This window comes from Flavobacterium sp. XN-5 (genome assembly GCF_008033395.2).
GTDB lineage: Bacteria > Bacteroidota > Bacteroidia > Flavobacteriales > Flavobacteriaceae > Flavobacterium > Flavobacterium hiemivividum.
Map to the genome: position 1 here is coordinate 139716 of NZ_VOGZ02000009.1, position 25690 is coordinate 165405.

The 25690-nt window shown below is 34.9% G+C and carries 19 protein-coding genes; 14 read left to right on the forward strand and 5 right to left on the reverse strand.

Annotated elements, in window-relative coordinates:
• Window positions 1–53: 53 nt before the first annotated feature.
• From FQU23_RS14245 to FQU23_RS14255, 3 genes are read right to left on the reverse strand one after another with little or no spacing between them, the layout of a single operon-like run.
• Window positions 54–1154: a SusE domain-containing protein gene (locus FQU23_RS14245; RefSeq protein ID WP_147674411.1), complete on the reverse strand. Its 1101-nt coding sequence runs from the start codon at window positions 1152–1154 to the stop codon at window positions 54–56.
• Between the two features lie 20 nt (window positions 1155–1174).
• A complete protein-coding gene (locus FQU23_RS14250) occupies window positions 1175–2782 on the reverse strand; it encodes a RagB/SusD family nutrient uptake outer membrane protein (RefSeq protein WP_147674412.1) in 1608 nt (535 codons plus the stop codon).
• Window positions 2783–2818: 36 nt separating this feature from the next.
• Entirely contained in the window at window positions 2819–5794 is a 2976-nt protein-coding gene (locus FQU23_RS14255; protein WP_147674413.1) for a SusC/RagA family TonB-linked outer membrane protein, read from the reverse strand.
• Window positions 5795–6055: 261 nt separating this feature from the next.
• Between FQU23_RS14255 and FQU23_RS14260 the strand changes: the two genes are divergently transcribed.
• The 9 genes from FQU23_RS14260 (at window position 6056) to FQU23_RS14300 (ending at window position 18588) form a co-directional block, all read left to right on the forward strand.
• Window positions 6056–7129: a LacI family DNA-binding transcriptional regulator gene (locus tag FQU23_RS14260; protein ID WP_317165206.1), complete on the forward strand. Its 1074-nt coding sequence runs from the start codon at window positions 6056–6058 to the stop codon at window positions 7127–7129.
• Window positions 7130–7316: 187 nt separating this feature from the next.
• Window positions 7317–8846, forward strand: a complete 1530-nt coding sequence (locus FQU23_RS14265) for an MFS transporter (protein WP_147674415.1) — start codon at window positions 7317–7319, stop codon at window positions 8844–8846.
• A complete protein-coding gene (pgmB, locus tag FQU23_RS14270) occupies window positions 8839–9495 on the forward strand; it encodes a beta-phosphoglucomutase (protein ID WP_147674416.1) in 657 nt (218 codons plus the stop codon). Before FQU23_RS14265 ends, pgmB begins: the two co-directional genes overlap by 8 nt.
• 73 nt (window positions 9496–9568) lie before the next feature.
• A complete protein-coding gene (locus tag FQU23_RS14275; RefSeq protein ID WP_147674417.1) occupies window positions 9569–11884 on the forward strand; it encodes a glycoside hydrolase family 65 protein in 2316 nt (771 codons plus the stop codon).
• 214 nt (window positions 11885–12098) lie between these two features.
• Window positions 12099–13976, forward strand: a complete 1878-nt coding sequence (locus FQU23_RS14280; protein WP_147674418.1) for a glycoside hydrolase family 13 protein — start codon at window positions 12099–12101, stop codon at window positions 13974–13976.
• A 52-nt stretch (window positions 13977–14028) separates the two neighbouring features.
• On the forward strand, window positions 14029–15693 hold the full coding sequence (locus FQU23_RS14285) for an alpha-amylase family glycosyl hydrolase (protein WP_147674419.1): 1665 nt from the start codon (window positions 14029–14031) through the stop codon (window positions 15691–15693).
• Window positions 15694–15775: 82 nt separating this feature from the next.
• Window positions 15776–16453 carry a glycerophosphodiester phosphodiesterase gene (locus FQU23_RS14290; protein WP_147674420.1) on the forward strand — a complete coding sequence of 226 codons (678 nt, stop codon included), beginning with the start codon at window positions 15776–15778 and terminating at the stop codon, window positions 16451–16453.
• Complete coding sequence (locus FQU23_RS14295) at window positions 16450–17658, forward strand: NAD(P)/FAD-dependent oxidoreductase (RefSeq protein WP_147674421.1); 1209 nt, start codon at window positions 16450–16452, stop codon at window positions 17656–17658. Before FQU23_RS14290 ends, FQU23_RS14295 begins: the two co-directional genes overlap by 4 nt.
• A 195-nt stretch (window positions 17659–17853) precedes the next feature.
• Complete coding sequence (locus FQU23_RS14300) at window positions 17854–18588, forward strand: carboxypeptidase-like regulatory domain-containing protein (RefSeq protein WP_147674422.1); 735 nt, start codon at window positions 17854–17856, stop codon at window positions 18586–18588.
• 113 nt (window positions 18589–18701) lie between these two features.
• Here the strand turns inward: FQU23_RS14300 and FQU23_RS14305 are convergent, their stop codons facing one another.
• Window positions 18702–19178 carry a TspO/MBR family protein gene (locus FQU23_RS14305; RefSeq protein WP_147674423.1) on the reverse strand — a complete coding sequence of 159 codons (477 nt, stop codon included), beginning with the start codon at window positions 19176–19178 and terminating at the stop codon, window positions 18702–18704.
• A gap of 257 nt (window positions 19179–19435) precedes the next feature.
• Here FQU23_RS14305 and FQU23_RS14310 point away from each other — a divergent pair, with 257 nt between their 5' ends.
• The 5 genes from FQU23_RS14310 to FQU23_RS14330 all read left to right on the forward strand — a co-directional run bounded on the left by FQU23_RS14310 (window position 19436) and on the right by FQU23_RS14330 (window position 24218).
• Window positions 19436–20521, forward strand: coding sequence for a diphosphomevalonate/mevalonate 3,5-bisphosphate decarboxylase family protein (locus tag FQU23_RS14310; protein ID WP_147674424.1), 1086 nt, complete (start codon window positions 19436–19438; stop codon window positions 20519–20521).
• A gap of 58 nt (window positions 20522–20579) precedes the next feature.
• The gene (locus FQU23_RS14315) at window positions 20580–21518 is read left to right on the forward strand and encodes a mevalonate kinase (protein WP_132113172.1); all 939 of its coding nucleotides are present in this window, start codon (window positions 20580–20582) and stop codon (window positions 21516–21518) included.
• A gap of 73 nt (window positions 21519–21591) precedes the next feature.
• Window positions 21592–22548, forward strand: coding sequence for a geranylgeranylglycerol-phosphate geranylgeranyltransferase (locus FQU23_RS14320; protein WP_147674425.1), 957 nt, complete (start codon window positions 21592–21594; stop codon window positions 22546–22548).
• A 315-nt stretch (window positions 22549–22863) separates the two neighbouring features.
• The gene (locus FQU23_RS14325; protein WP_101138384.1) at window positions 22864–23772 is read left to right on the forward strand and encodes a pseudouridine synthase; all 909 of its coding nucleotides are present in this window, start codon (window positions 22864–22866) and stop codon (window positions 23770–23772) included.
• 83 nt (window positions 23773–23855) lie between these two features.
• Window positions 23856–24218 (forward strand): nuclear transport factor 2 family protein, encoded by a 363-nt coding sequence (locus FQU23_RS14330; protein WP_147674426.1) that lies wholly within the window; start codon window positions 23856–23858, stop codon window positions 24216–24218.
• A 321-nt stretch (window positions 24219–24539) separates the two neighbouring features.
• On the opposite strand, the gene FQU23_RS14335 is transcribed toward FQU23_RS14330, so the two are convergent.
• Entirely contained in the window at window positions 24540–25520 is a 981-nt protein-coding gene (locus FQU23_RS14335) for a M20/M25/M40 family metallo-hydrolase (RefSeq protein ID WP_147674427.1), read from the reverse strand.
• Between the last annotated feature and the right edge of the window lie 170 nt (window positions 25521–25690).

Genomic DNA, 25690 nt, shown 5'->3' on the forward strand with positions numbered 1-25690 from the left:
TAGGTTAAAAAAAAGGCTATCTGAATCAGATAGCCTTTCAATATGTTTAAACTTTATTCTTGGTTAGGAATCAATAAATAGCTTCCGTCTAAATCATTAAAATAAATTAAGTATTTCGATTTTCCTACTGGAATATTGTCTCCTGTTCCTCCACCAGAGAAAGCAGTTTTGCCTCCCCAGCTGACATCCCAAGCATCATTTGCTCTAAATTTAGCTTCACCTTCAATTAGTGCAGTTACACCCAATGACCAAATGTGCGCATCAAAAGTAGATTGTTTCATGGCTGTTGAAGCATCCCAACCTTTAGGAGTACTGCTACCAATAATTCCTACTGTTGTGTACGTTGCTTTTGCTGAAGCATCAAAAGCCACCAATGTGTACTCTAAGGTTTCAGTATTCATGCTAAAGGTGTAAAAACCATCAGCAGCAATTTCAAAACTTGCTGGATCTGCGTCGGCATCTGTATTTCTAGGAGCCATTTTTGTAGCATCTGCTTTACCTAACATTGGAACCCAACTTCCTAATTTAGAAATTACTTTGAATGCTCCTTTTTTGAAGAAACCAGTGAATTTGTAGTCACTTGCACTTGTACCACTTCTAAACATTGGTTGATTTCCTTTGTTATTATCCCATCCAGAAACTGTAGCATCACCCACTAAATACCAATCAACAAAGTCGTAAGTAAGTCTTCCTGTGTACGGAGTTACTGTCACAGTTATTGGCATTTTAGATGTCATTGCTAATCCTTTTGAAACATCAGAAATAACTTTAACATCAAATTGAGCTGCTTGATCAGGAATTGCTCCTAACTCAATCGCTGCTTGATTTAACGTTTTTACTGTAACGGCAAGTTCGGTTGCATTAGTGATAGTTCCAAGGTTTACAGGAGCCGAAAAATCTCCTCCTTTTTTATCTATTAAGACAGTGTAGTTCACCACCACGTTTTGGTCATATTCTGCTGCTGACCAAACAAAAGTTTCTGCAACTTTTGAAGCGTCATTTTCATCTAAAATATATTGTTTTCCAGATAAAGGCGTCTTAAATTCTGGCCCAGCAATTGCTGTAAGAACCGTTCTGTTGTCTACATCATCTGCATTACATGAAACAGCCAATACACCAACAAATGCGATTAAAATTTTATATATGTTTTTCATTTTAATGTTTTTATAAGATGTTAGTATCCTGGATTTTGCTTTAACGTTGGATTTGCCTGAATATTTCTTGCCGGAATTGGCATTAAATCTCTGTATGATTCAGTAGCTCTACCATTTATTGAACCGCCTTTCCATTGCCATAATTTATCACCTCCGGTGAATTTACCAAAACGAATTAAATCCGTTCTACGGTGACATTCCCAAAACAATTCTCTTCCTCTTTCATCTAAAATAAAATCAAGAGTTAACGTTGAACTAGCAACTTGTAGCGCATTTGCTCTAGTTCTTAATTTATTGATGTATCCCACTGCTGTGTTTATATCTGCACCAGCAGCACCTCTTACGGCACATTCAGCGTACATTAAATACACATCTGACAAACGGAACATTGGAAAATCGATATCTGGAATATCATTTCTTTGAGCCGCAGAACCATTCGCATTTTTATTGATGAACTTTGTTACAGCATAGCCATCTGTAAAAGTACCAACATTATTAATGTCTTTTGATTGACCGTCTGTGTAAAATGTTCCTCTTTTATCTGCAGTTCCAGTAGCATCAGCAAAAAGATTTACAAACTCCCTACGAGTTCTAATTCCTTGCCATCCACCGTCCATACCGCGAGAAGCAGCGTCCATACTACCGCCGATAGAAGCGTGCATGATAAAACTCATTCCTCCACCAGTAGCTCTAATGGCATTTCCATCTCCAACAATTGGAAAGATAACTTCGCTTTGAGCACCGTTTGTATTGTTATCAGCCGAAAACAGGTAGGCATAAGGAACATTTGCAAAAGTATATCCTGAGTTATCAATTATCTCTTTAGATAATGTCGCCGCTTCACTAAATTTATCAGTTCCTGTATATACTTTGGCATTTAGGTAAACCTTAGCTAATAAAAATTTAGCTGCAGTTTTATCAACTCTACCGTATTCATTACTCTTTGAAGCAGCTAGACTTGCGTCGATGTCTTTCAACTCAGACTCAACATAAGCAAAAACTTCAGCTCTTGTTTTTTGTTCAGGATAATAAAACCCAACAGGATCATTTTCTGTCGTGATAGGCACGTTTCCGAATAAATCCATTAAATTATAGTAAGAGAAAGCTCTTAAAAAACGAGCTTCAGCTCTAAAAGTGGAAATCTCTGCTTTCAAATCGGCATCAACACCTCTTGCTGTTAATTTCTCATCGGTCGTTTGTCTTAAAAACTCATTAGCAACACTAATGTGATAAAACGCTCTAGAGAAAGTTCCCTCCAAAAATTCGTTTGCTGGCGACCACGTTTGTGCATTTAAAGTTGGTAAAGCACCATCTGCCCAAGCAATAATAGCCTCATCTGTAGAAAGCTCTTGCGTTACAAAAAGCAATCGCAAATAACTACTAAAATCACCACCAAGACCAGCAATATCTGCTGCTCCATCTCCGTCATTCCCTCCTACATACAAACCTGCATATAACTTTGCTAATACTTCTTTGTACGAAGCTGGATCTTGAAAAAAGGTTTCCGATAAAAATTCATCATCATCCTTCGGCGTCACATCTAAGTCGCTCGTACACGAGCTAAGCGTCATATTTAATCCTAAAATGAATAGGAAAAAATAAGATATATATTTAAATGATATTTTCATTTTCTTAATTTTTTAAATTTAGTTTTCAGTCTACTATTAGAAATTGGCATTCACACCAATCAAGAAGGTTCTTGCTCTTGGGTAAACGTTATTATCAATTCCGTTGAATTTCTCTGGATCTAAACCACCATATTTTGTTAGAATTAAAACGTTTTGAACTCCAGCTGTAAATCGTAAAGAAGCTGCTTTTAATAATGTTTTGTCAAAAGTGTATCCAACAGTTACATTATCCAATTTGATAAAAGAAGCGTCTTTTACAAAATAATCAGATAAATAACGTTGTGTACCATTGTCTTCAAAAGTAAAACCAGTATTAAAATAATCTGAACTTACGTTAGATAAATCGGTTTGTCTTCTTAAACCTGCGTCAGAATATCCTAAATTAGAACTTACGTTATCAAAAATATAGTTCCCTAAACTTGCTCTCCAGTTCATAGTAAAATCAAACTTTTTGTAGTTTAAAGTCGAGAATAAACCAAAAGTGTAATCTGCTGCTGGTTTTTGGTATCTGTATCTATCTGCTGTATCAATTTTTCCATCTTCATTTCTATCCACATAAGCACCTTGTATTGGTCTTTTTTCAGCGTCGTACAATTGCTCATAAACTAGGAATGAATTTGGTGTAAACCCTACAGAATTGATTTGCACTTTATTTCCGTTACCTCCAGCAATATTATCTCCTGCTAAATACCCTTGAAAACCAGGAACTGTAATTCCTAATTCAGTAATTTTTTGGTCAATGTAAGTAGTATTGAAAGCTACATTCCAAGTTAAGTCATCCGTTTTCACGATATCAGATTCGATACTAAACTCAACCCCTTTCGTTCTTACACTACCAATATTAAAGAACCCTTGATTTCTTAAATTCGCTCCATCTGGAACAGCAATATCTGCTAATAAATCTGAAGATTTTTTATCAAAATAGTTAATAGATCCCGTAATTCTGTTGTTTAAGAATCCGTAGTCAATACCAACGTTAGTCTCAGCCAATTCCTCCCATTTAATGTCTTCATTATATCCTTCAGGTCTGGCCGTTGAATAAATAGTATTACCAAAAATATACTGAGAATTGATTGTTCCTGTAGTTACCCTTTGCAAATAATCATACTGTGCAGAAATATCTTGTTGACCAGTAGTTCCATAACCAACTCTTAATTTTAAAGCCGAAAGGGTTTCATTGTCTTTTAAGAATTCTTCTTCAGATAAATTCCATGCTAAGGCAGCTCCACCAAAATTACCCCATCTGTTTTCTTTAGAGAAACGAGAAGTTCCGTCTCTTCTGTAGTTTAAAGTCAGTAAATAACGGCTGTCGTATCCTAAATTCAAACGTCCGAAGTACGATTGCAAGTTGATGTCTGGATCTGTAGCAACATCTTCATTAGGATTTGGTTGTCTGGTTTCTCCTGATTGGTATTTTTCTTTTTGAAACAATTGGTAGTTGTAACCAGCAGTTGCGTCAATTTTTAATTTCCCTAAATCTTTACTATAATTAAAATAAGCATTTAAGTTTTTATTCTGAAGTGCATCTGTGTAGTTAGAATAGTTGCCTAAATTCACATAACCTGGGTCAGAAAACGCTTTTGGCTGATATCCTAAAGCACTTTGAGTACTTACTTCTGTAAATCCGCTACTATCAAATCTATCAATACCTGCTTCAACTACAGCTCTCAAGTCTTCAAAGAAATGAAGTTTATAGTCTAACCTTACATTACCCCATTTTCTGGTAGAAGTTGCTCTTCTTTCGTCTTGATTTAGTCTTGCTACAGGATTTCTCGCTGGCAATAATGGTAAATTTCCGTTAGGCTCTAACCATTCAAAATAACCTCCGTAACGAGAACCTGCCTCATATACTGATTGCGTTGGATCAAATCCGATAGCACTTCCAATAACACCACCTTCATCTTGAAACTGGTTTTTACCGAAAGATAAATTTCCGCTAACATCAATTTTCAAATGATTATCAAATAAAACAGGGTTTAAAGATATCGATGTCGTAGTTCTCTCAAAAGAAGTGTTTCTTAAGATTCCTGGATTATCAACATTTCCAACAGATAAACGAACTGGTAATTTATTAAACAAAGCACCACTTACCGAAATATTATTGTTAGTAGTTAAAGCTGTATGAAAAATTTCATCTTGCCAATTTGTGTTTGCTGTTCCTAATAATGCTTTTTGAGCATCAGAACCTTTTTCATTAACTAAAGCGCGAAATTCATCTGCACCTAACACATCAATTGTGTTGGCAACAGTATTGATTCCAACTTGAGAGCTAAAATTTACTTTTACTTTTCCTTTAGAACCTTTTTTAGTTGTAATTACAATTACACCATTTGCGGCTCTAGATCCATAAATTGCAGCGGCCGAAGCATCTTTCAAAACCGTAAAAGACTCAATATCGTTTGGATCGATTGTAGATAAAACACTTGTAGAACCACTTGGAACTGAGTTACTCAAAGGCAAACCATCCAAAACAATTAAAGGCTCATTGGAAGCATTTAATGAAGATCCTCCACGAATACGAATATCGGCTTTTGCACCTGGAGAACCTCCCCCTGTGACGTTTACACCAGAAATACGCCCACTAATTAAGCTTTCTGGAGTTACGTTTTGACCTTTATTAAATTCTTTTGCAGAAATCTGTGATACTGAACCTGTAGCATCTTTTTTCTTAACCGTACCGTAACCCACTTGAACAACAACTTCCTGAAGTACATTTTGATCTTCTTGTAGTGAAACCGTTATTGTTTTTTGTTCATTGTAAGTAATGACCGTGTTTGCATAACCTATGAAAGAAAATACGATTTTCGCGCCCTTCTTAACATTTGGCATTTGAAACTTTCCGTCAAAATCTGTTGAAACACCAGTTGTGCTACCTTCTACATTTACGTTTACTCCCGGAATAGGCTGTCCTGATGATTTATCAAGAACAGTTCCACTTAGCGTATTCTGAGCCAGAATACTTAAAGGAAATAACAGTACTAAAAATAACAACTTTTTATAAATTGTTTTCATACTTTTTGTTTAAATTAATTTTTGTTTTGAGCTGTCTTTTCTAACTTTTATTTTTACTTCGAATGTTAAATCTATGCAAATTTTGTTGCATCTGACAAACTATGAATTATATTGGGTTACGAAAACGTGGTAGTGTTGAAAACTTTATTTATTATCCAACTTTTTAAGGGTATAATTGCCATTAATAAAAACAAACTATATCTTTATTAAGAAAATAATTTTTATCAATTTCACAATTCTAAACTCGCTACTAATTAAAAAATTAGACGCCAGCAAGCATTAAAAAATAAATACCACTTTATGAAAAGGAAAGTAACGCTTAAACAAATTGCTAAAGAACTTGACGTTTCCATCTCAACGGTTTCAAAATCATTAAGAAATAGCCTCGAAATAGGGGAAGACACCCGACTAAAAGTTCAGGCTTTTGCTAAATTTTATAACTACAGACCTAACAATATTGCCCTAAGTTTAAAGAATAGAAAAACAAAAACAATAGGGATTATAATTCCGGAGATTGTCCATTATTTTTTCTCGACTGTAATTAACGGAATCGAACAAGTCGCTAATGAAAACGGTTACAGCGTGATTATCACTCTATCTGACGATTCATTTGACAAAGAAGTCCTTAATATGGAGATGCTTGCTAACGGAAGTATTGACGGATTCATTATGTCGCTATCAAAAGAAACGCAATTTAAGGGCGACTATCACCACATTTCTGAGGTCATTGATCAAGGAATGCCTGTGGTTATGTTTGATCGAGTTTCGAATGAAATTCTATGCGACAAGGTAATTATTGACGATAAACTCGCAGCTTATGAAGCAGTGCAAAGCCTTATAGATAAAGGGCGAAAAAAAATAGCTCTAGTCACTACCGTTGACTATGTTAGTGTAGGTAAACTAAGAACCGATGGCTATACCAAAGCACTATTAGATAATGGACTTCCTTTTAATGAAGATCTAATCATCAAAATTGAAGATGTTGACACCTGCGAGATCATAATTGGCAAATTATTAGAAGACAAAGCGATTGATGCTGTTTTTGCGGTAAACGAACTTTTTGCTGTGACTTGCATAAAAGTCGCAAATAAAATGGGGCTGAATGTACCTAAAGACCTCGCAGTAATTGCATTTACAGATGGAATTATTTCAAAATACTCCACTCCTACGATCACTACCGTGAGTCAAAGCGGTAAAAAAATGGGAAATCGCGCCGCACAAATGCTGATCGACAGACTGGAAGAGGAAGAAGAAACCGGACTTGAAGAAGTTGAAGAAAATTATAGAACGGAAGTAATTGAAACCCATCTTATCGAAAGAGAATCTACAAATTAACCACTTTTTTAAAGAACTTATCAAACTACCTCGTTGTAGTAAGGTTGATTAGATTTATTCTAATACTTTGATTTCCAATTACTATTTTCTTTTATATATTTACAACATCGAAACTTTTACTTTTACTTCGAAAACAAGTTAAGTTTTGATAAGCATCGCGCTTATCGTTAATATATAAATTACGATAATGGAAAAGCGTAAATTAAATTTCTGGCAAATTTGGAACATGAGTTTCGGGTTTCTGGGAATTCAAATGGGTTTTGCCTTGCAAAATTCTAATGTCAGTAGAATATTTCAAACTTTAGGTGCAAATATTGACGACATCCCTATTTTATGGGTTGCCGCTCCTATGACTGGATTAATAATCCAACCTATTGTTGGTTACTTCTCAGACAGAACCTGGACAAAACTAGGGCGAAGAAAACCTTATTTTCTAGTTGGAGCAATTTTAGCTTCAGCTGCATTATTTATAATGCCTAATTCTCCTGTTTTATGGTTTGCAGCTGGAATGCTCTGGATTATGGATGCGTCGATCAATGTTTCAATGGAACCCTTTCGCGCATTCGTGGGAGACAATCTTCCAGAGAAACAACGTACCATGGGATTTGCCATGCAAAGTTTTTTTATCGGAATTGGCGCTTATTTTGCATCAAAACTTCCTTTAATTTTTACTCATCTTGGTGTGCAAAACACAGCTCCGTTAGGTATCATTCCTGACTCTGTTAAATACTCCTTCTATTTTGGTGGAGTAGCATTTCTAGCTACTGTTTTATGGACCGTAATCTTTTCTAAAGAATATTCGCCCGAAGAACTGGAAGCATTCGAAAAGCACAAAGAAACAACATTTGTAAAAGAAGAATATTCTGCTGATTGGTATCTAGCTAATGGAAAATCGCATTTCACAAAGGGAATTCTGTTTCTTGTTGTAAGCGCCTTGTTCTCTTTCGCGATTTACGAATATGATCTAAAGAAAGACTTGTATGTTTTAGCTATCGGTCTTATTGGTTTAGGAGGATTAGCAATGTTAGTTTCGGGTGTAATGCAAAAAAACAATAATACTAAAAATGGATTTGTGACCATCATGAATGATTTCCAGTTCATGCCAAAAATCATGAAGCAATTAGCCTGGGTACAATTTTTCTCTTGGTTTGCGCTTTTCTCTATGTGGATTTACACCACTTTAGCCGTTACCCAACATATTTACGGAACAACAGACACAACATCTGAACCGTATAATACAGGTGCGAATCAAGTGGGTGAAATGTTTGCTAATTATAATTTGATTGCGGCAATTGCGGCATTTTTATTACCTGTATTAGCAAAATACACCAGCACAAAATTCACACATTTTATTGCTTTAGTTTGCGGTGGACTTGGACTTATATCTATATATTTTATCCAAGAACCAACCGCGTTTACTATGGAATGGCTTCCCATGATTGGTGTTGGAATTGCGTGGGCTAGTATCCTGTCCATTCCCTACGCTATGTTATCTGGATCATTGCCTTCTAACAAAATGGGGTATTACATGGGAGTTTTCAACTTCTTTATTGTAATCCCACAATTAGTAGCTGCATCTATTTTAGGATTTTTAGTTTCTAAATTCTTTGACAGCGAACCCATTTATGCTCTTTTAATTGGTGGAGCATCGATGATTATTGCAGGAATTCTTTCCTTAACCATTAATGAAGAATCAAAAATTACAATAAATGAATAAGAAAGCATTCATCTTCGACCTTGACGGAGTAATTGTCGACACCGCTAGATATCATTATTTAGCATGGCAAAAAATTGCAAATGAACTAGATATTGATTTCACATTAGAACATAACGAACTATTGAAAGGCGTAAGCCGAGTTAGATCTCTTGACATAATTTTAGGATTAGGAAATGTAGAAGCTTCGCAAGAAGATAAAAACAGATGGCTAAATGAGAAAAACGAAGAGTACTTAAGATACTTGGTCGATATGGATCAAAGCGAGTTACTTCCCGGAGTTTTAACAATGCTTCAATATTTAAAAGAAAACAACCAACCGATTGCTTTGGGTTCAGCTAGTAAAAATGCAAGACCTATTCTTGAAAAAACGGGAATCAGACATTATTTTGATGCTGTTGTGGATGGAAATGATGTTTCGAATGCAAAACCGGATCCAGAAGTTTTCTTAATTGCAGCTAAGCTATTGAATGTAAGCCCTGAGAATTCGATCGTTTTCGAAGATTCAGTGGCGGGAGTTCAAGCGGCTAATATTGGAAAAATGACAAGTATCGGGATTGGAGAAGAATCTGTTTTGTATGAAGCAAAATACATCTTTCATGATTTTACCAAGATCGAAAAAGGATTTATAGAAAATTTAATTAGTAAATAAAAAAACAAGTATTCGAATAAACCAAGCTTAATAAGAGCTGTTTTATTTTTCGAAACTTTAAAAATATAGAGTAATGAACCAAGATTATATAAAAGCAGACAATTGGTCCATCATAGAAGAAGGATTTGATGCCGAAAGCGTAAAATCATCTGAAAGTCTTTTTAGCATTGGTAACGGCGCTATGGGACAACGCGCTAATTTCGAAGAAAATTATACAGGCGAAACCTTCCAAGGAAGCTATATCGCTGGAATATATTATCCAGATAAAACTAAAGTAGGATGGTGGAAAAACGGCTATCCTGAATATTTTGCTAAAGTATTAAATGCACCAAACTGGATAGGAATAGACATTGAGGTAAATGGTGAAAACTTAGATTTAAATACCTGTACAGCTGTCAAAAACTTTCGCCGCGAATTGAATATGCAAGAAGGCTGGTACAATCGTTCTTTTGAAGCTACACTGCAAAACGGAACTGAAATAGCTGTAAATATTCGTCGTTTCCTTTCTATCGTTTTAGACGAAGTAGGAATCATTAATTATGAAATCACTCCTTTAAATAAGGATGCCAAAATAATTTATAAGCCTTATATTGACGCTGGAGTTACCAATGAAGATGCAAACTGGGATGAAAAATTCTGGGAACCTCTTGAAGTAAAAAAATCAGGAAATGAAGGTTTTGTAACTGCTCAAACTTTTAAAACGCATTTCAAAGTAACTACTTTCATGCATAATAGTATTTTAGAAAATGGGGTGAACGCATCTATTTCTCCTTCCTCAATAGATACGACTGCAGATAAAGTGCAATTTGAATATGATGTAATTGTTGGCCAAGGTCAAAAATCATCGATTCAAAAAATTGGAGGTTATACTGTTTCTTTAAACCATAAAAACACACTTGCCGCTGCTGAAAAAGTGATTCAATCCGCTTTAGCTTTAGGTTATGATCAGCTATTGGAAGACCAAAAAGAAGCTTGGTCAAAAATCTGGGAAATGTCTGATATCACTATTGAAGGTGACGTAAAAGCACAACAAGGTATTCGTTTCAATATTTTTCAGTTGAACCAAACCTACTTAGGAAAAGACAGCCGATTAAATATTGGACCAAAAGGATTTACCGGAGAAAAGTATGGTGGATCAACTTACTGGGACACGGAAGCTTATTGCATTCCTTTTTATATGGCTACAAAAGACCAGCAAGTAGCTCGTAATTTATTAACGTATCGTTACAATCACCTTGAAAAAGCGATTGAAAACGCTCAAAATAATCTAGGTTTTAAAAACGGTGCTGCTCTTTATCCAATGGTTACCATGAACGGGGAAGAATGTCATAATGAGTGGGAAATCACGCATGAAGAAATTCATAGAAATGGTGCAATCGCTTTTGCAATTTTTAACTACTATCGTTTTACCGGCGACTATTCTTATATTCCTGAAAAAGGACTAGAAGTTTTAATCGGTATTGCACGCTTCTGGCACCAAAGAGCAAATTTTTCGAATGAAAAAAATCAGTATGTAATTCTAGGTGTTACGGGACCAAACGAATATGAAAATAACATAAATAATAATTTCTACACTAATTACATTGCAAAATGGTGTATCGATTATGCGTATGAACAAATTCAGAAAGTTTCATTGGAATTCCCTGTAGACCACAAACGTATTATTGAAAAAACAAAACTGGCAGATTCTGAATTAAAAGAATGGAAAAAGGTAGCTGATAACATGTACTTTCCAGTATCTAAAGACTTGGGAATCTACTTGCAACAAGATGGCTTTTTAGACAAAAACTTAGTACCTGTAAAAGATTTAGATCCAGCACAACGACCTATTAACCAAAAATGGTCTTGGGACAGAGTATTGCGTTCTCCATATATCAAACAAGCTGATGTTTTACAGTGCTTTTACTTCTTTGAAGAACATTTCACTAAAGAAGAATTGAAACGCAACTTCGAGTTTTATGAATCATTTACCGTGCATGAAAGTTCACTTTCTCCATGTGTACACTCGATTCAGGCTGCTTCATTAGACAAGATGGACATGGCGTATACTTTTTATTTAAGAACATCACGTTTAGATTTAAATGATTATAATAAGGAAGTGGAAGAAGGTTGTCACATCACTTCTATGGCTGGAACTTGGATGAGTATTGTTGAAGGTTTTGGAGGAATGCGAGTAAAAAAAGACACTCTTAATTTCTCTCCAAAAATTCCAAAAGAATGGGAAGCCTATTCCTTTAAAATCAATTTTAGAAACCAGATAATAAAGGTAGCGATTAACCATGTTGAAACTACTTTTTCAGTAGATGGAGCTAAAGATTTGGCTATTGTGGTAAACGGAAAAAATATTACGGTTACGCCAAATAACCCGATATCTGTATCACAAAATTAATGGTAAAGAAATTGTAGACAACACTTTCATTTAATTACAAGTCCATTATCACTAACAAGCAATCCCAATTTCTATTGGGATTGTTTACTTAATCTAAGGCGTGTTTCAAAGATTGACATCAACAAAACGAGAATAAAATACGCATATCAAAAAGCCTCATTCATCGTTTCATTACGGGAAAATAAATTGAATAGTAATCATTATGTGCTTAAATATGAATAAATTTACCACAATTTCACTAGAAGATATTTCTTTTATGAAAAGTATAACCCTAATCCTTTTTTTTATGTCTCTAACCATAAATGCACAAATCGACAGGGTTGAACCTCCCTTCTGGTATGCCGGAATGCACAATCCAGAATTACAGATTATGTTTTATGGTAAGAATATAGCGCAATATGAAGTCACCGCTTTAAGTTCTATTGCAATCACTGAAGTAAAAAAAACAGAAAATCCAAACTATTTATTTGTTACCGTTAACACTAAAAATGTTGCGGCAACTGACATTGTTTTTACATTTAAAAAAGATTCCAAAACAGCATTTACCCAAACATATTCGTTAAAGAAAAGAAGAGAAAAATCAGCAGAACGTAAAAGTTTTGACGCATCAGACATGATGTATCTTATCATGCCCGATCGTTTTGCTAATGGAAACCCGAAAAACGATAGCAATAGCTCAACTGTAGAAAAATACAACCGTGACTTACCCGGCGGAAGACACGGTGGAGACATTCAAGGAATCATTAAAAACTTAGATTACATTTCGTCTCTTGGAGCCACGGCAATCTGGAGCACGCCACTTTGCGAAGACAACGACAAAGCCTTTTCGTATCATACCTACGCCCAATCTGACGTTTATAAAATTGATCCTCGTTATGGAACTAATGAAGATTATGTGCGTTTATCAGCCGAAATGCATAAGAGGGATATGAAATTAGTGATGGATTATGTTACTAATCATTGGGGAATTGAACACTGGATGATGAAAGATTTACCTACTAATGATTGGATTCATCAATTTGAAAAATATACGCAAACCAATCATAAACGCTCTACTATAAGCGACATTAATGCATCTAAAATAGATACTGAAATTTGTCTTGACGGTTGGTTTGTCCCTACAATGCCCGACTTAAACCAATCGAATCCTTTAATGCTAAACTACTTAAAGCAAAATGCTATTTGGTGGATCGAATATGCAGATCTAGACGGTTTCAGAGTCGATACTTATAACTATTCTGACCCCGCAGGAATTGCATCTTGGACCAAAGCGATAACGGATGAATACCCTAATTTCAATATTGTAGGCGAAATATGGATGCACGATCAAGCCCAAATGGCTTATTGGCAAAAAGACAGTAAAATTGGTGCCATTCAAAACTACAATTCCTACCTGCCAAGTGTTATGGATTTTACATTGCACGATGCCATAGGTACTGTTTTCAATGAAGACGATGGAACTTGGGATCAAGGAATGGTAAAGGTTTATGACAATTTTGCTAATGATTTTTTATATCCAAACATTAACAACATGCTTGTTTTTGCTGAAAATCATGATACGAACCGCATAAATAAGGTCTATCATAATGATTTTAAAAAATACCAGATGACCATGGCTTTGATAGCTACTGTCCGCGGAATACCGCAATTGTATTATGGAAGCGAAATAGGTATGAGCGGTGATAAAGAGAAAGGAGATGCCGACATTCGTCAGGATTTTCCTGGAGGTTGGTTAGGAGATAAAAACAATGCTTTTACCAAAGAAGGCCGTACTATTGGTCAAAACAAATATTTTGACTTTACTTCTAAATTGTTCCAATGGCGAAAAACTAACGAAGCAGTACATTTCGGAAAAATGACGCATTACATTCCTGAGAATAATGTCTACGTCTATTTTAGATATACTGACAAAAAAACGGTAATGGTAATAATGAACAATAGCAAGGAGAACCAAACCATAAATACCGCTCGTTTTAAGGAAAACATAAAAGAATTTACAAGGGCCAAAAACATTCTAACAGATTTCACTTTCCAAATTTCTACTGAAATAACCTTGGAACCCAAGTCGGTTGTGATTTTAGAACTAAAATAAAGAATATTTAAACCCGCTGTAATAACAACATTTAAAAATCAGTTACACCATAATGAAAAAGTATTCAAAAGCATTATTACTGTTAAGCCTATCCATTTTTGCGAGTTGCACCACAACTCAAACAGTACTAGAAAAAAAAACTACTCAAAAAGCACCCTTTGTTTGGGAAGCGGCTTCGGTCTATTTCTTAATGACTGATCGTTTCAACAATGGAGATAAATCGAATGATATCAATTTCGACAGAAACAAAACTGCAGGCAAACTACGCGGTTTTGAAGGCGGAGATATCAAGGGAATCACAAATAAAATTGAGGAAGGCTATTTCGACAAATTAGGAATAAATGCCATTTGGTTTACCCCAATAGTCGAACAAATTCATGATGCTGTAGACGAAGGAACTGGATTAAGTTATGGCTTCCACGGGTATTGGGCAAGAGATTGGACGGCATTAGATCCTAACTTTGGAACAAAAGAAGACTTAGCAAACCTAGTTAAAAAAGCACACGCACACGGAATAAGAATTATTCTTGATGGTGTTATTAATCATACTGGTCCAGTTACTGAAACAGATACGGTGTGGCCGAATTACTGGGTACGAACTGGTCCTGTTTGTGACTACCAGAATTATAAAAACACAACGGAATGTACCTTAGTAGCTAATCTTCCTGACATTAGAACAGAAAGTACACAGAACGTGGATCTTCCTCCTTTTTTAATTGAAAAATGGAAAAAGGAAGGACGATACGATCAAGAAATGGAAGAGTTGAATGCGTTTTTCAAACGAACTGGCTACCCAAAAACACCTCGATACTACATCATAAAATGGCTTACGGATTACATCGCTGATTATGGAATTGATGGCTACCGCGCTGACACAGTCAAACATACTGAAGCAAGTGTTTGGGCTGATTTTAAAACGCAGAGTGATTACGCTTTTGCTCTTTGGAAAAAAAACAATCCTACAAAAGTGTTAGACAACAATCCTTTTTTCACTATCGCCGAAGTCTATAATTATAATGTTAGTTCTGGCAAAAACTTCGATTTTGGAGACAAAAAAGTCAACTATTTCGAAAATGGTTTTAACAACATGATCAATTTCGAATTTAAATATGACGCCCAAAAAGACTATGAATTTATCTTTTCAAAATATTCTGCGATTCTAAATGGGGAATTGAAAGGAAATAGTGTCACGAATTATTTATCGTCTCATGATGACGGCGCACCATTTGATGCCAAAAGAACCAAAACTATCGAAGCGGCTACAAAATTACTGCTTTCTCCCGGAGTTGCTCAGGTATATTATGGTGATGAAAGTGCCCGTCCTTTGGTCATTGAAGAAACACAAGGTGACGCAACTTTGCGCTCGTTTATGAATTGGGATGACATAAAAGTAAATCCTGAGACAAAAAAAGTATTATCACATTATAGAAAACTAGGGAAATTTCGCAAAAACCATCCTGCCGTAGGTGCTGGTGTGCACAAAGAAATTTCAGCACAACCTTATACTTTTTCAAGAAGCTATTCGAATGGAAATTATAAAGACGAAGTTTTTATTGGATTAGATTTACCTATCGGAAGAAAAGTACTGGAAGTTTCGGCAGTATTCGCAGATGGAACCCGTCTAAGAGATGCTTATTCTGGAAAAGTCGTAGAAGTCTCGAAAGGCCTAGTTAAAATCAAAACTGATTTTGACATTGTACTATTAGAAAAAAGATAAATATCCATTGTTATAGAAAAAGCACGAATCGATTCCGGTCCGTGCTTTTTTATTTTAGCTACCTTTGTAAAAAATCAATCGAATGTTCAAAATAGGTCATCGCGGTGCCAAAGGTCATGAACCTGAAAATACCCTTATTGGTTTCCAAAAAGCAATTGACCTACATGTAGATCGCGTTGAACTGGATGTACATTTGAGTGCAGACGGTGAATTAATGGTCATCCATGACGAGACAGTTGACCGAACAACCACTGGTAAAGGCGCTGTAAACCAATTCTCATTGCTGGAATTGAAACGCTTTAAGATAGAAAAAGACCAGAGCATCCCCACTTTAACCGAAGTATTAAACCTCATTGATCAACGTTGTGATGTTAATATTGAATTGAAAAGCTTTGACACTGCTGATAAAGTAGTTGATTTAATCGAAAAATTTATAGTCGAAAAACATTGGAATTACAGCCAATTTGTGGTTTCTAGTTTTGATTGGACAGCCCTGCAACAAGTGGCGCTCTTGAACGGGGAAATACCTATTGGTGTACTGACCGAGAAAGATTTAGATTTGACTCTGGCTTTCGCCAAATTTATTCAGGCAAAGTCAATTCATCCTTATTTCCATTTATTAACGGCCGAGAACACGGCACGATTACAGGAAAAAGGATTCGAAGTTTTCCCTTGGACAGTCAACGAGCCCGAAGACATAAAAAAAATAAAATCATTTAACGTAAACGGAATCATAAGCGATTTTCCAGAAAGAATATGAATCAAAATTTTGATATAATAATAGTAGGTGGTGGAGCAGCAGGTTTTTTTACTGCAATCAATATTGTAGAGAAAAACCCAAAGTTAAAAGTAGCTATCCTAGAACGTGGTGCCGAAGTACTTCAAAAAGTCCGTATTTCTGGCGGAGGTCGTTGTAATGTTACTCACGCCTGTTTTATACCAAACGAATTAGTGAAATATTATCCGCGTGGTGAAAAAGAACTCCGTGGTCCTTTCCATCAATTTTGTTCTGGAGACACTATAGAATGGTTTGAAAAACATGGGGTAGAGCTAAAAATCGAGGACGACGGACGTATGTTTCCCGTTTCTAATTCGTCACAAACTATTATCGAATGTTTTCTTACTGCTACTCAAAAACTAGGAATCGAAGTCTTGACAGGACAAAGCGTACAATCTATTTTCAAGAAAGATGCCTTATGGAAAATAGAAACCCAAAACGAAAATTATATCGCTGAAAAATTAATTTTAGCAACGGGAAGCAACCCAAAAGTATGGGAAATGCTACAAACTTATGGTCACGCGATTGTGAGCCCTGTCCCTTCCCTATTTACCTTTAACATCAAAGATTCTCGAATAAAGGAATTGCCAGGCGTGGCGGCACAAGTTACCGTTAAAGTAAAAGACACTAAACTGACTTCTACAGGCCCACTATTGATTACGCATTGGGGAATGAGCGGTCCAGCAGTTTTGAAATTATCCGCTTGGGGAGCTCGAATTTTACATGACAAAAATTATCAGTTTACCATTTTTGTGAATTGGCTTAATGATATAGAAACCAGTGAAGCCGAAAAAATATTAAAAGACTTAAAACAAGAACACGCTAAAAAAGCAGTTTCTAAGAAATCTCATTTCGATTTCCCAAATCGTTTGTGGGAAAGTCTGGTGCTCGCCTCCGGAATCGAAGCCGTAACAAAATGGGCTGATCTTTCGAAAGTGCAATTGCAAAATCTATCCAATCAGTTGACCAAAGGAACTTTTCAAGTAAATGGGAAAAGCACTTTTAAAGAAGAATTTGTCACCGCTGGCGGAATCGATTTAAAAGAAATCAATTTCAAAACCATGGAAAGCAAGCTACACGAAAACCTTTATTTTGCGGGGGAGATTGTAAATATAGATGCAATTACCGGCGGATTTAACTTCCAGAATGCATGGACAAGTGGGTTTATATTGGCTAATGCAATTTAGTGAGCAGTTGCAAGTATTTACTGTTCAGCCTACCTTTAAGGAAATAATACTTGCAACTAAGTTTAGTACTTAAAAACTTTACTGCACTCACAAAATAGGAAAGAAACAATCAATTAACAAGAATTTACATATTTACTAAGTTTTCATTAAGACGAATCTAATAAATTTACTATCAAGTTATTAGATTCGAAACTTATGAAAATAAAACTACTCAGCGCACTAATTTTATTCACTTCTCAATTTAGCTTCTCACAAACAATTAAAGGCAAAGTTGTATTTAATAATTATGCAATTCCGAATGTGGAAATTATAAACGCAAATTCAAAAATACTTACGGTCTCTAATAGTAATGGAGAATTTTCGATCAATGCAAAAACCAATGATGTGCTGGTATTTGTATCGAAAGAACATCAAGTAAAAAAAATCACAATCAACCCTAAACTATTCACAAAAGACGAATTAGTCGTTGAATTAATTCTGAAAGCAGAAGAATTAAATGAGGTACTAATCACTAATTTGCCCACTATAAAATTAAGTAAGGATACAAAATGGGAACAAATGAAAATCGACCAATATGCAACAGAAAAAAATGCAGGTGCTCTGAAAGTTACTGGTGTTAATATGGGAACAATTGAAAACGGAATGAATTTGATGCGCATTGGTGGTATGCTTTTAGGTCTACTTAAAAAAGAAAAAGAGGAAGTAAAAAAAGCACTCCCTGAAATTGCATTTTCTACACTAGCAAAAAACAGCTACGATCAAAAATTCTATCTTGAAACTTTAAAGCTACAAGCTGATGAAATAGAGCTGTTCCTTCAATTTTGTGAAACAGATCCAAATTCAAAGATAGTTGTAGCAAACAATAACACTTTAAGTACAATGGATTTTTTAATTACTAAAAATGTAGAATTTAAAAAATTGAGATTGTAAGAAAACAACTAAAGCATCAAAAACAAACTACTACTATAGCTAACGTATATGTTATACACGCAATTTACAAAAACTGCAAACTGTATTATTCCCCTTCGGGGGTTAAGGGAATACTATTTATTAAGCCACCAAATACTGCCATTTAATACCATCGCAAAACTCACCCACGCCAAATACGGTATAAGTAAATAAGCTGCGATTTTATTAATTTTCGAAAATTGAAGATAGGTTTCATAAATTACCAACCATAGAATAATAATTTCTAGACCCGCTAACATAGGATTGTGCAACCCAAAGAACAAATACGACCACAAAGCATTAAGTGCGAGTTGAATTGCAAAAATAATCAAAGCTTTCTTTACCACTTCTTTATTGGAATCCATACGGTCCCAAACTAGTCCTGCAGCTACTCCCATCATTACATACAACATACTCCATACGGGTGCGAAAATCCAGTTTGGCGGATTAAAACTTGGTTTTATTAAGGTTGGATACCAATCTGTAATCGCAGACTGTGTTACAATTCCAGAAAAATAACCAATCACAAGACAGGTTACAACGACGCTAAGTATTTTGGTAATCTTATTCATTTTATTTTCTATTTCTTACAAAAATAGTTAAAAGTATACAATGAAATAAAAAACAACCTTAAATTCTGTCAAAACATAAAGACGGAGTATCATTTATTCCGACAGAGGTAAAATCTCCGTGAACTGAGCCGCTTGTGAAGATTCCTCCTTCGTCGGATGACAAGATTATAAGATTTAGCATTACGACAGCTCCTATTAAAAAAATAAATATGGAAGCTATAAATCAAAAAAGTATCTTTGCGTAAATTTTATATTTCATGTTGACAGCAAACGATTTTATTCCGAAAGCATATTCTCAAACTATAGAAAGTGGCAGTTTCCAGTGGAGCGCTCCCAGCAATATCGCCTTGGGAAAATACTGGGGAAAAAAGGACAATCAGATTCCGGCAAATCCATCGGTGAGTTTTACTTTAAATAATTGTAAAACGATTACTAAATTGGTTTTCGCCAAAAAAGAAAAGCAAGATATTTTTTCATTTGATTTACTTTTCGAAGGAAAACCAAAAGAAGATTTCAAACCGAAGATCCAGAAATTCTTAGAGAGAATCGAAATATACCTGCCATTTTTGAAAGAATATCATTTTACGATCGATACCGAAAATACTTTTCCGCATAGTTCTGGAATTGCATCATCCGCATCAGGAATGGCGGCTCTGGCAATGAACTTAATGAGTTTAGAAAAAGCCTTAAATCCTGAAATGACCGAAGCTTATTTTTACCAAAAAGCATCTTTACTGGCGCGTTTGGGTTCTGGAAGCGCTTGTCGTAGCGTAAAAGGACAAGTTGTAGTTTGGGGAAACCAAGCAAATATTGAAGGAAGTTCAGATTTATACGGAGTCGAATTTCCAAATGCCATTCACGGTAATTTCAAGAATTTCCAAGACACAATCCTATTAGTCGACAAAGGCGAAAAACAAGTTTCGAGTACTGTAGGTCATGACTTGATGCACGCGCATCCTTACGCTGAAAGACGTTTTGAGCAAGCACACGAAAATCTAGACAAACTAAATGCTATTTTTGAAAGCGGAAACTTAGAAGAATTTATAAAAGTGGTCGAAAGTGAAGCCTTGACTTTGCACGCGATGATGATGACTTCGATGCCGTATTTTATATTGATGAAGCCCAACACCTTGCAGATAATTAACACGATTTGGCAATTCCGAACTGACACTAAAATTCCTGTTTGTTTCACGCTAGATGCCGGAGCAAACGTACATGTTTTATATCCCGAAAACGTTAGCGAGAAAGTTTTGCAATTTATTAAGGACGAATTAGTTGGCTTTTGCCAAAATGGGCAGTACATTTGTGACGAAATTGGAAATGGAGCTATTCAGTTAGCTTAATAATTACTACATTTACGTACCAAATCTATTTTCAGGCATTAACCTAGCAATCAAATCAATGAAAGGACCTTTATTTTACTCAAAAATACTACTCTTTGGAGAATACGGAATTATTCGTGACTCTAAAGGCCTATCAATCCCTTATAGTTTTTATAACGGTGCATTGAAAAGAAATGAAGATCCATCACCAGAAGCTATTGCATCTAATGCAAGCTTAAAACGATTTGCTGATTATCTTGAAACCTTACAGCGTGAGCAACCGGAATTGGTTACTTTCGATTTAGCTGAATTAAAAAGTGACATCGAAACAGGAATGTATTTTGATTCCAGCATTCCACAAGGTTACGGTGTGGGTAGTAGTGGAGCTCTAGTAGCCGCTATTTATGATAAATATGCTCAGGATAAAATTACTGTTCTTGAAAATTTAACTCGAGATAAATTATTACAGTTAAAAAATATATTCTCTCAAATGGAAAGCTTTTTTCACGGAAAAAGTTCAGGACTTGATCCTTTAAACAGCTATTTGAGTATTCCTATTTTAATCAATTCTAAAGACAACATTGAAGCTACTGGCATTCCGAATCAAACTTTGGATGGAAAAGGCGCTGTATTTTTGTTAGATTCAGGAATTGTAGGAGAAACGGCTCCAATGGTAACCATATTCATGGAAAACCTAAAAGACAAAGGATTTCGCACGATGTTGAAAAATCAGTTTGTAAAATATACTGATGCTTGTGTAGAAAATTTCCTAGGCGGCGACATGAAAGCATTGTTTATGAATACTAAAAAACTATCAAGCGTAGTTTTAAATAATTTCAAACCGATGATACCAGAACAATTTCACGCTATATGGCAAAACGGAATTGACACTAATGATTATTACCTTAAACTATGTGGTTCTGGTGGTGGCGGCTATATCTTGGGTTTCACCGAAGATTTAGAGCGCGCAAAACTATCCTTGAAAGACTATAAATTAGAGGTAGTATACCAATTTTAATTAGCGCTAAAAAATAAATTAAAAGCTTAAAACTCTTCGTGGTTTTAAGCTTTCATCTTTTTAATACAGTAAGATGTTAAGTAGAAAGCAAAAGCTTTTAATAATGAAGATCGTAAGTTTATTCTCTGTAGTTAGAGGATACAACATTCCAATTATTATTTTGGCGCAATACCTTTCCGCTATCTTTATTCTGGCTCCCGAAAAAAGAGCACTTGAAATCCTACTAGATCTCAATTTATTCCTTCTTATTTTTGCTTCATCATTAACCATTGCTTCAGGCTACATCATCAACAATTTTTATGATAGTCAAAAAGATCTGATCAATCGCCCCAACAAATCCATGCTGGACCGACTTGTAAGTCAGAAAACAAAGCTCAACGTTTACTTTACATTGAATTTTATAGTAGCCTTAACGGCACTAATAATATCTTGGCGTGCTTTTCTATTCTTTTCAACGTACATATTCTTGATTTGGTTTTACTCCCACAAAATAAAAAAATATCCCGCAGTAGGAAACCTCACCGCAGCTTTATTAGCAGTCATTCCATTTTTTGCAATATTATTGCATTACTACAACAATCTTTCTTTTGAAGAAATCGAGAACTACAAAGGGCATTTTGCCGTAATTTTTGCACATGCTAGCTTCCTTTCGTTGCTATTACTCATTAGAGAAATGATCAAAGATTTAGAAAACATAAAAGGTGATCTAGCTAATGATTACAAGACAATTCCTATTGTCTATGGCGAATTGATTTCTAAAAAAATCATCACAGCACTCACTGCCCTAACCATATTTCCTGTGTATGTACTTATCGAAATTTATGATGTAGGCTATATGGACATTTATTTTTATATGTGTTTGATTATCTTAATTTTCTTTCTTCTTTACTTATGGAAGTCCACTAGAAAAGAGCAATATTTATTACTTCATAACGTCCTTAAATTCTTAATTGTCTCTGGTGTATTTTGCATCGTCCTGATTAATCCCACCGTTTTATGGAGCGGAAAAAAACTCCTATTGCTTATTTAAGCAAAAATCAATTTGACAAAACCTGATTTTTATATTTTACTAGCCCCGATTACTTCACATATATTTATTTTAATTGGAGTTCAGTGAACCATGTTTGTAACGGCATCCTTTTTATCTTGAACATGTTTCAGGATTCTCAAACATGTTCAAGATAAAAAGATACAGTGGAAAGCGGGACATCGAAGATTCAGCGTAGCTAAATAGCTCCCAAGAAACAAAACAAGAACTTCTTAATTAGATAGTTACCGTATTATAATTAGCAAATATCGATTAGCAATAATATAAATACTATCTTTGCACAAATTATGGAATATTATGAATAATAAGGAAGGCAATAATAAAAAAAGCGGTGCTAGACCAACGAGTTCTAGACCTAGCTCTAATAAGCCAAAACCTGCGATGCAAAAAAGGGCACAAGGGCCAAAAAAAGTAAAAATAAACACTAAAGTTGCAGAAGTAGTTTCTGACAAGGTTGAAAAAAAACCGAATCAGGCACCTAAAAGACCTAAAGTTAAAGACGAAATTCGTTTGAATAAATATATCGCCAATTCTGGTGCTTGCTCACGTCGTGATGCCGATATTTACATTCAATCTGGTAACGTAAAAGTAAATGGAATTCCTGTTATCGAAATGGGATACATGGTTAAACCGGGTGATGTAGTGAATTTTGACGGAGCAGTTTTAACTCCTGAGAAAAAAGTTTACATTTTATTAAACAAACCTAAAAACTTCACGACAGCTCTTGATGAAGGTCAAGAATTTCGTAATGTTTTAGAATTAGTAAAAGGGTCTACAACGGCAAAAATTGGAGCTGTAGGAAGAATGGATAAGAACACGACAGGTCTTTTATTGTTTACAAACGATACTGACATGTTGCGTAAATTCACTTTACCAAGTCAAAAATCATCTAAAATATACCACGTATCTTTAGACAAAAACCTAAAATTTGAAGATTTAGAAAAAATCAACAAAGGCTTAACTCTTGACGGACACCGTGTTTTTGTAGAAGACATAAGCTATATTGAAGGAGAAGCTAAAAGCGAAATAGGTCTAAAATTAAGATCATCAAATGTAAAAGTAGTTCGCTCTATTTTTGAACATTTTAGTTATGATGTATTAAGAATTGACAGAGTATCGTTTGCAGGTTTGACTAAGAAAAACTTACCAAGAGGAAACTGGAGATTGCTTACAGATCAAGAAATTATCAACTTGAAGAACGTATAATTCTTCATTGAAATTATTGCATTAAAATCCCTTTCGTGTCAAACGAAGGGGATTTTTTTAATTAAATAGAAAAAACAAATACCATGACGCCGGAAAAATTACAATCAATCGCTTTTAAATGGTTTGAGTCGTTTAACAATAAAGAATTAGAGAAGCTATTATCGCTTTACGACGACGATGCAGAGCATTTTAGTCCTAAACTAAAAATACGCCATCCAGAAACAAATGGCCTTGTTAAAGGCAAGCAAGCGCTTAGAGAATGGTGGCAAGATGCATTCAATAGACTACCAAGTTTGAATTATAAGGTAACCTCCCTTACAGCAAACGGTGATCGTATTTTTATGGAATATACGAGAACAGTAGAAGGAGAAGAAGAAATGTTTATAGCAGAAGTACTCAACATAAGAGAGGATAAAATAGTTGCTTCACGTGTTTATCACGGATAGAGACAATTATTTTATATCTGAAACATTTTTTGATCTCTCTTAGAGTCACCGTTATAATTTAGAGACCAAATAAGACACTTTGAACTTAAATCTATATCATAGTAGAATAAGTTGGTTATTATGTTCAACCTCCAATTAAATCAATGCAGTCACATTCTGAACTTGTCTAGCACTATTCTAATACCAATAGAAACTCAAGCTTCTATTGGTATTAAAATAGTTGTTAAAGCATATAGATACGCAATAACTATCAAACTAGTCAAATAGCAAGACCTCGGATTTTCAATCAAAATTCAAAAAGCTAACAACTATAAAGCTTCATTAATTTTGATTAATAAAATACAACGGTTGCTGATAGTTAGCAATTTCAATTAGAGCATTGTATATGTATTTACAGACCAATGCACCACCTTCGCTATTAATAAACTCAATATCATCTTCAGGCGTGTGATATTGTGGGTGCCCACCTGTATGAAAACCTACAGCCGAAATATTACTTTTATAAAATGAAACGTGATCAGAACCTCCAACTTCACCCGCATGAATAATCGGATTTAGTCCACTTCCCATTGTCAACCTTTTCATCAATTCCACACCACCAGGAAACGTTCCAGCACCTCCCATATACAATTGCTTTTCTGCATTTAACCTACCTACCATATCCATATTAAACATCACCTTCACCGCACTTTTATCAACTGGTAGATGATCTACAAAATATTTAGAACCCAATAATCCTTCTTCTTCACCACTAAACGCAATGAAAATGATGCTCCTTTTGGGTTTGTTTTTAGAATTTGATAATTCTTCTAAAATTGAAAGTAAGGCTGCAACACCCGATGCATTGTCATCTGCTCCATTATGAATTGCAACTGTATCCTTTATTTTACTTCCAGATTCTTTTCCTCCCCATCCCCAATGATCATAATGAGCTCCTACGACTATAAATTCCTTCTTAAGCACATCATCCGACCCTTCTATAAATCCAACCACATTTTGAGTGGTAACAGTGTCAGATTTCATCTTATTTATACCTGGCTTAACAAATAATTTAAACGATTGGTAATAATTTTTATCGAATTTTTCCATACCATATCTCTTAAAATGTCTTTTAATATATCTGGCCGCTTTATTACTTTGCTTTGTTCCTGGAAATCTCCCTTCCATTTTATCAGACGAAAGATATTTATCGTGTTTATAAAATGTTTTAGCATTAATGTTATTCTGTGCAATTAAATTTGCATTCAGAAATAATGCTATAACTGTAAAAACAATCAGATTAGTCTTTTGTAATAATGTCATGATATTAATTTTAAAGGATTTTCATTTATAATTATAAAACTTTAACGCCGACAGTTTACTATGAGAATAAAGACAAATAACAATTCCACAGCCATTCCTATCTTCGTTTTATTGGATCAATACATATTGTTGTGGGGAAATATTAAAATCTAGATATTTGTATTCCTAAA

What these genes read in the sequence shown, in the direction of transcription:
- FQU23_RS14245 (WP_147674411.1), bottom strand. Translation starts at nt 1,154, where the DNA reads ATGAAAAACATATATAAAATTTTAATCGCATTTGTTGGTGTATTGGCT.
- FQU23_RS14250 (WP_147674412.1), bottom strand. Translation starts at nt 2,782, where the DNA reads ATGAAAATATCATTTAAATATATATCTTATTTTTTCCTATTCATTTTA.
- FQU23_RS14255 (WP_147674413.1), bottom strand. Translation starts at nt 5,794, where the DNA reads ATGAAAACAATTTATAAAAAGTTGTTATTTTTAGTACTGTTATTTCCT.
- FQU23_RS14265 (WP_147674415.1), top strand. Translation starts at nt 7,317, where the DNA reads ATGGAAAAGCGTAAATTAAATTTCTGGCAAATTTGGAACATGAGTTTC.
- pgmB (WP_147674416.1), top strand. Translation starts at nt 8,839, where the DNA reads ATGAATAAGAAAGCATTCATCTTCGACCTTGACGGAGTAATTGTCGAC.
- FQU23_RS14275 (WP_147674417.1), top strand. Translation starts at nt 9,569, where the DNA reads ATGAACCAAGATTATATAAAAGCAGACAATTGGTCCATCATAGAAGAA.
- FQU23_RS14280 (WP_147674418.1), top strand. Translation starts at nt 12,099, where the DNA reads ATGAATAAATTTACCACAATTTCACTAGAAGATATTTCTTTTATGAAA.
- FQU23_RS14285 (WP_147674419.1), top strand. Translation starts at nt 14,029, where the DNA reads ATGAAAAAGTATTCAAAAGCATTATTACTGTTAAGCCTATCCATTTTT.
- FQU23_RS14290 (WP_147674420.1), top strand. Translation starts at nt 15,776, where the DNA reads ATGTTCAAAATAGGTCATCGCGGTGCCAAAGGTCATGAACCTGAAAAT.
- FQU23_RS14295 (WP_147674421.1), top strand. Translation starts at nt 16,450, where the DNA reads ATGAATCAAAATTTTGATATAATAATAGTAGGTGGTGGAGCAGCAGGT.
- FQU23_RS14300 (WP_147674422.1), top strand. Translation starts at nt 17,854, where the DNA reads ATGAAAATAAAACTACTCAGCGCACTAATTTTATTCACTTCTCAATTT.
- FQU23_RS14305 (WP_147674423.1), bottom strand. Translation starts at nt 19,178, where the DNA reads ATGAATAAGATTACCAAAATACTTAGCGTCGTTGTAACCTGTCTTGTG.
- FQU23_RS14310 (WP_147674424.1), top strand. Translation starts at nt 19,436, where the DNA reads ATGTTGACAGCAAACGATTTTATTCCGAAAGCATATTCTCAAACTATA.
- FQU23_RS14315 (WP_132113172.1), top strand. Translation starts at nt 20,580, where the DNA reads ATGAAAGGACCTTTATTTTACTCAAAAATACTACTCTTTGGAGAATAC.
- FQU23_RS14320 (WP_147674425.1), top strand. Translation starts at nt 21,592, where the DNA reads ATGTTAAGTAGAAAGCAAAAGCTTTTAATAATGAAGATCGTAAGTTTA.
- FQU23_RS14325 (WP_101138384.1), top strand. Translation starts at nt 22,864, where the DNA reads ATGAATAATAAGGAAGGCAATAATAAAAAAAGCGGTGCTAGACCAACG.
- FQU23_RS14330 (WP_147674426.1), top strand. Translation starts at nt 23,856, where the DNA reads ATGACGCCGGAAAAATTACAATCAATCGCTTTTAAATGGTTTGAGTCG.
- FQU23_RS14335 (WP_147674427.1), bottom strand. Translation starts at nt 25,520, where the DNA reads ATGACATTATTACAAAAGACTAATCTGATTGTTTTTACAGTTATAGCA.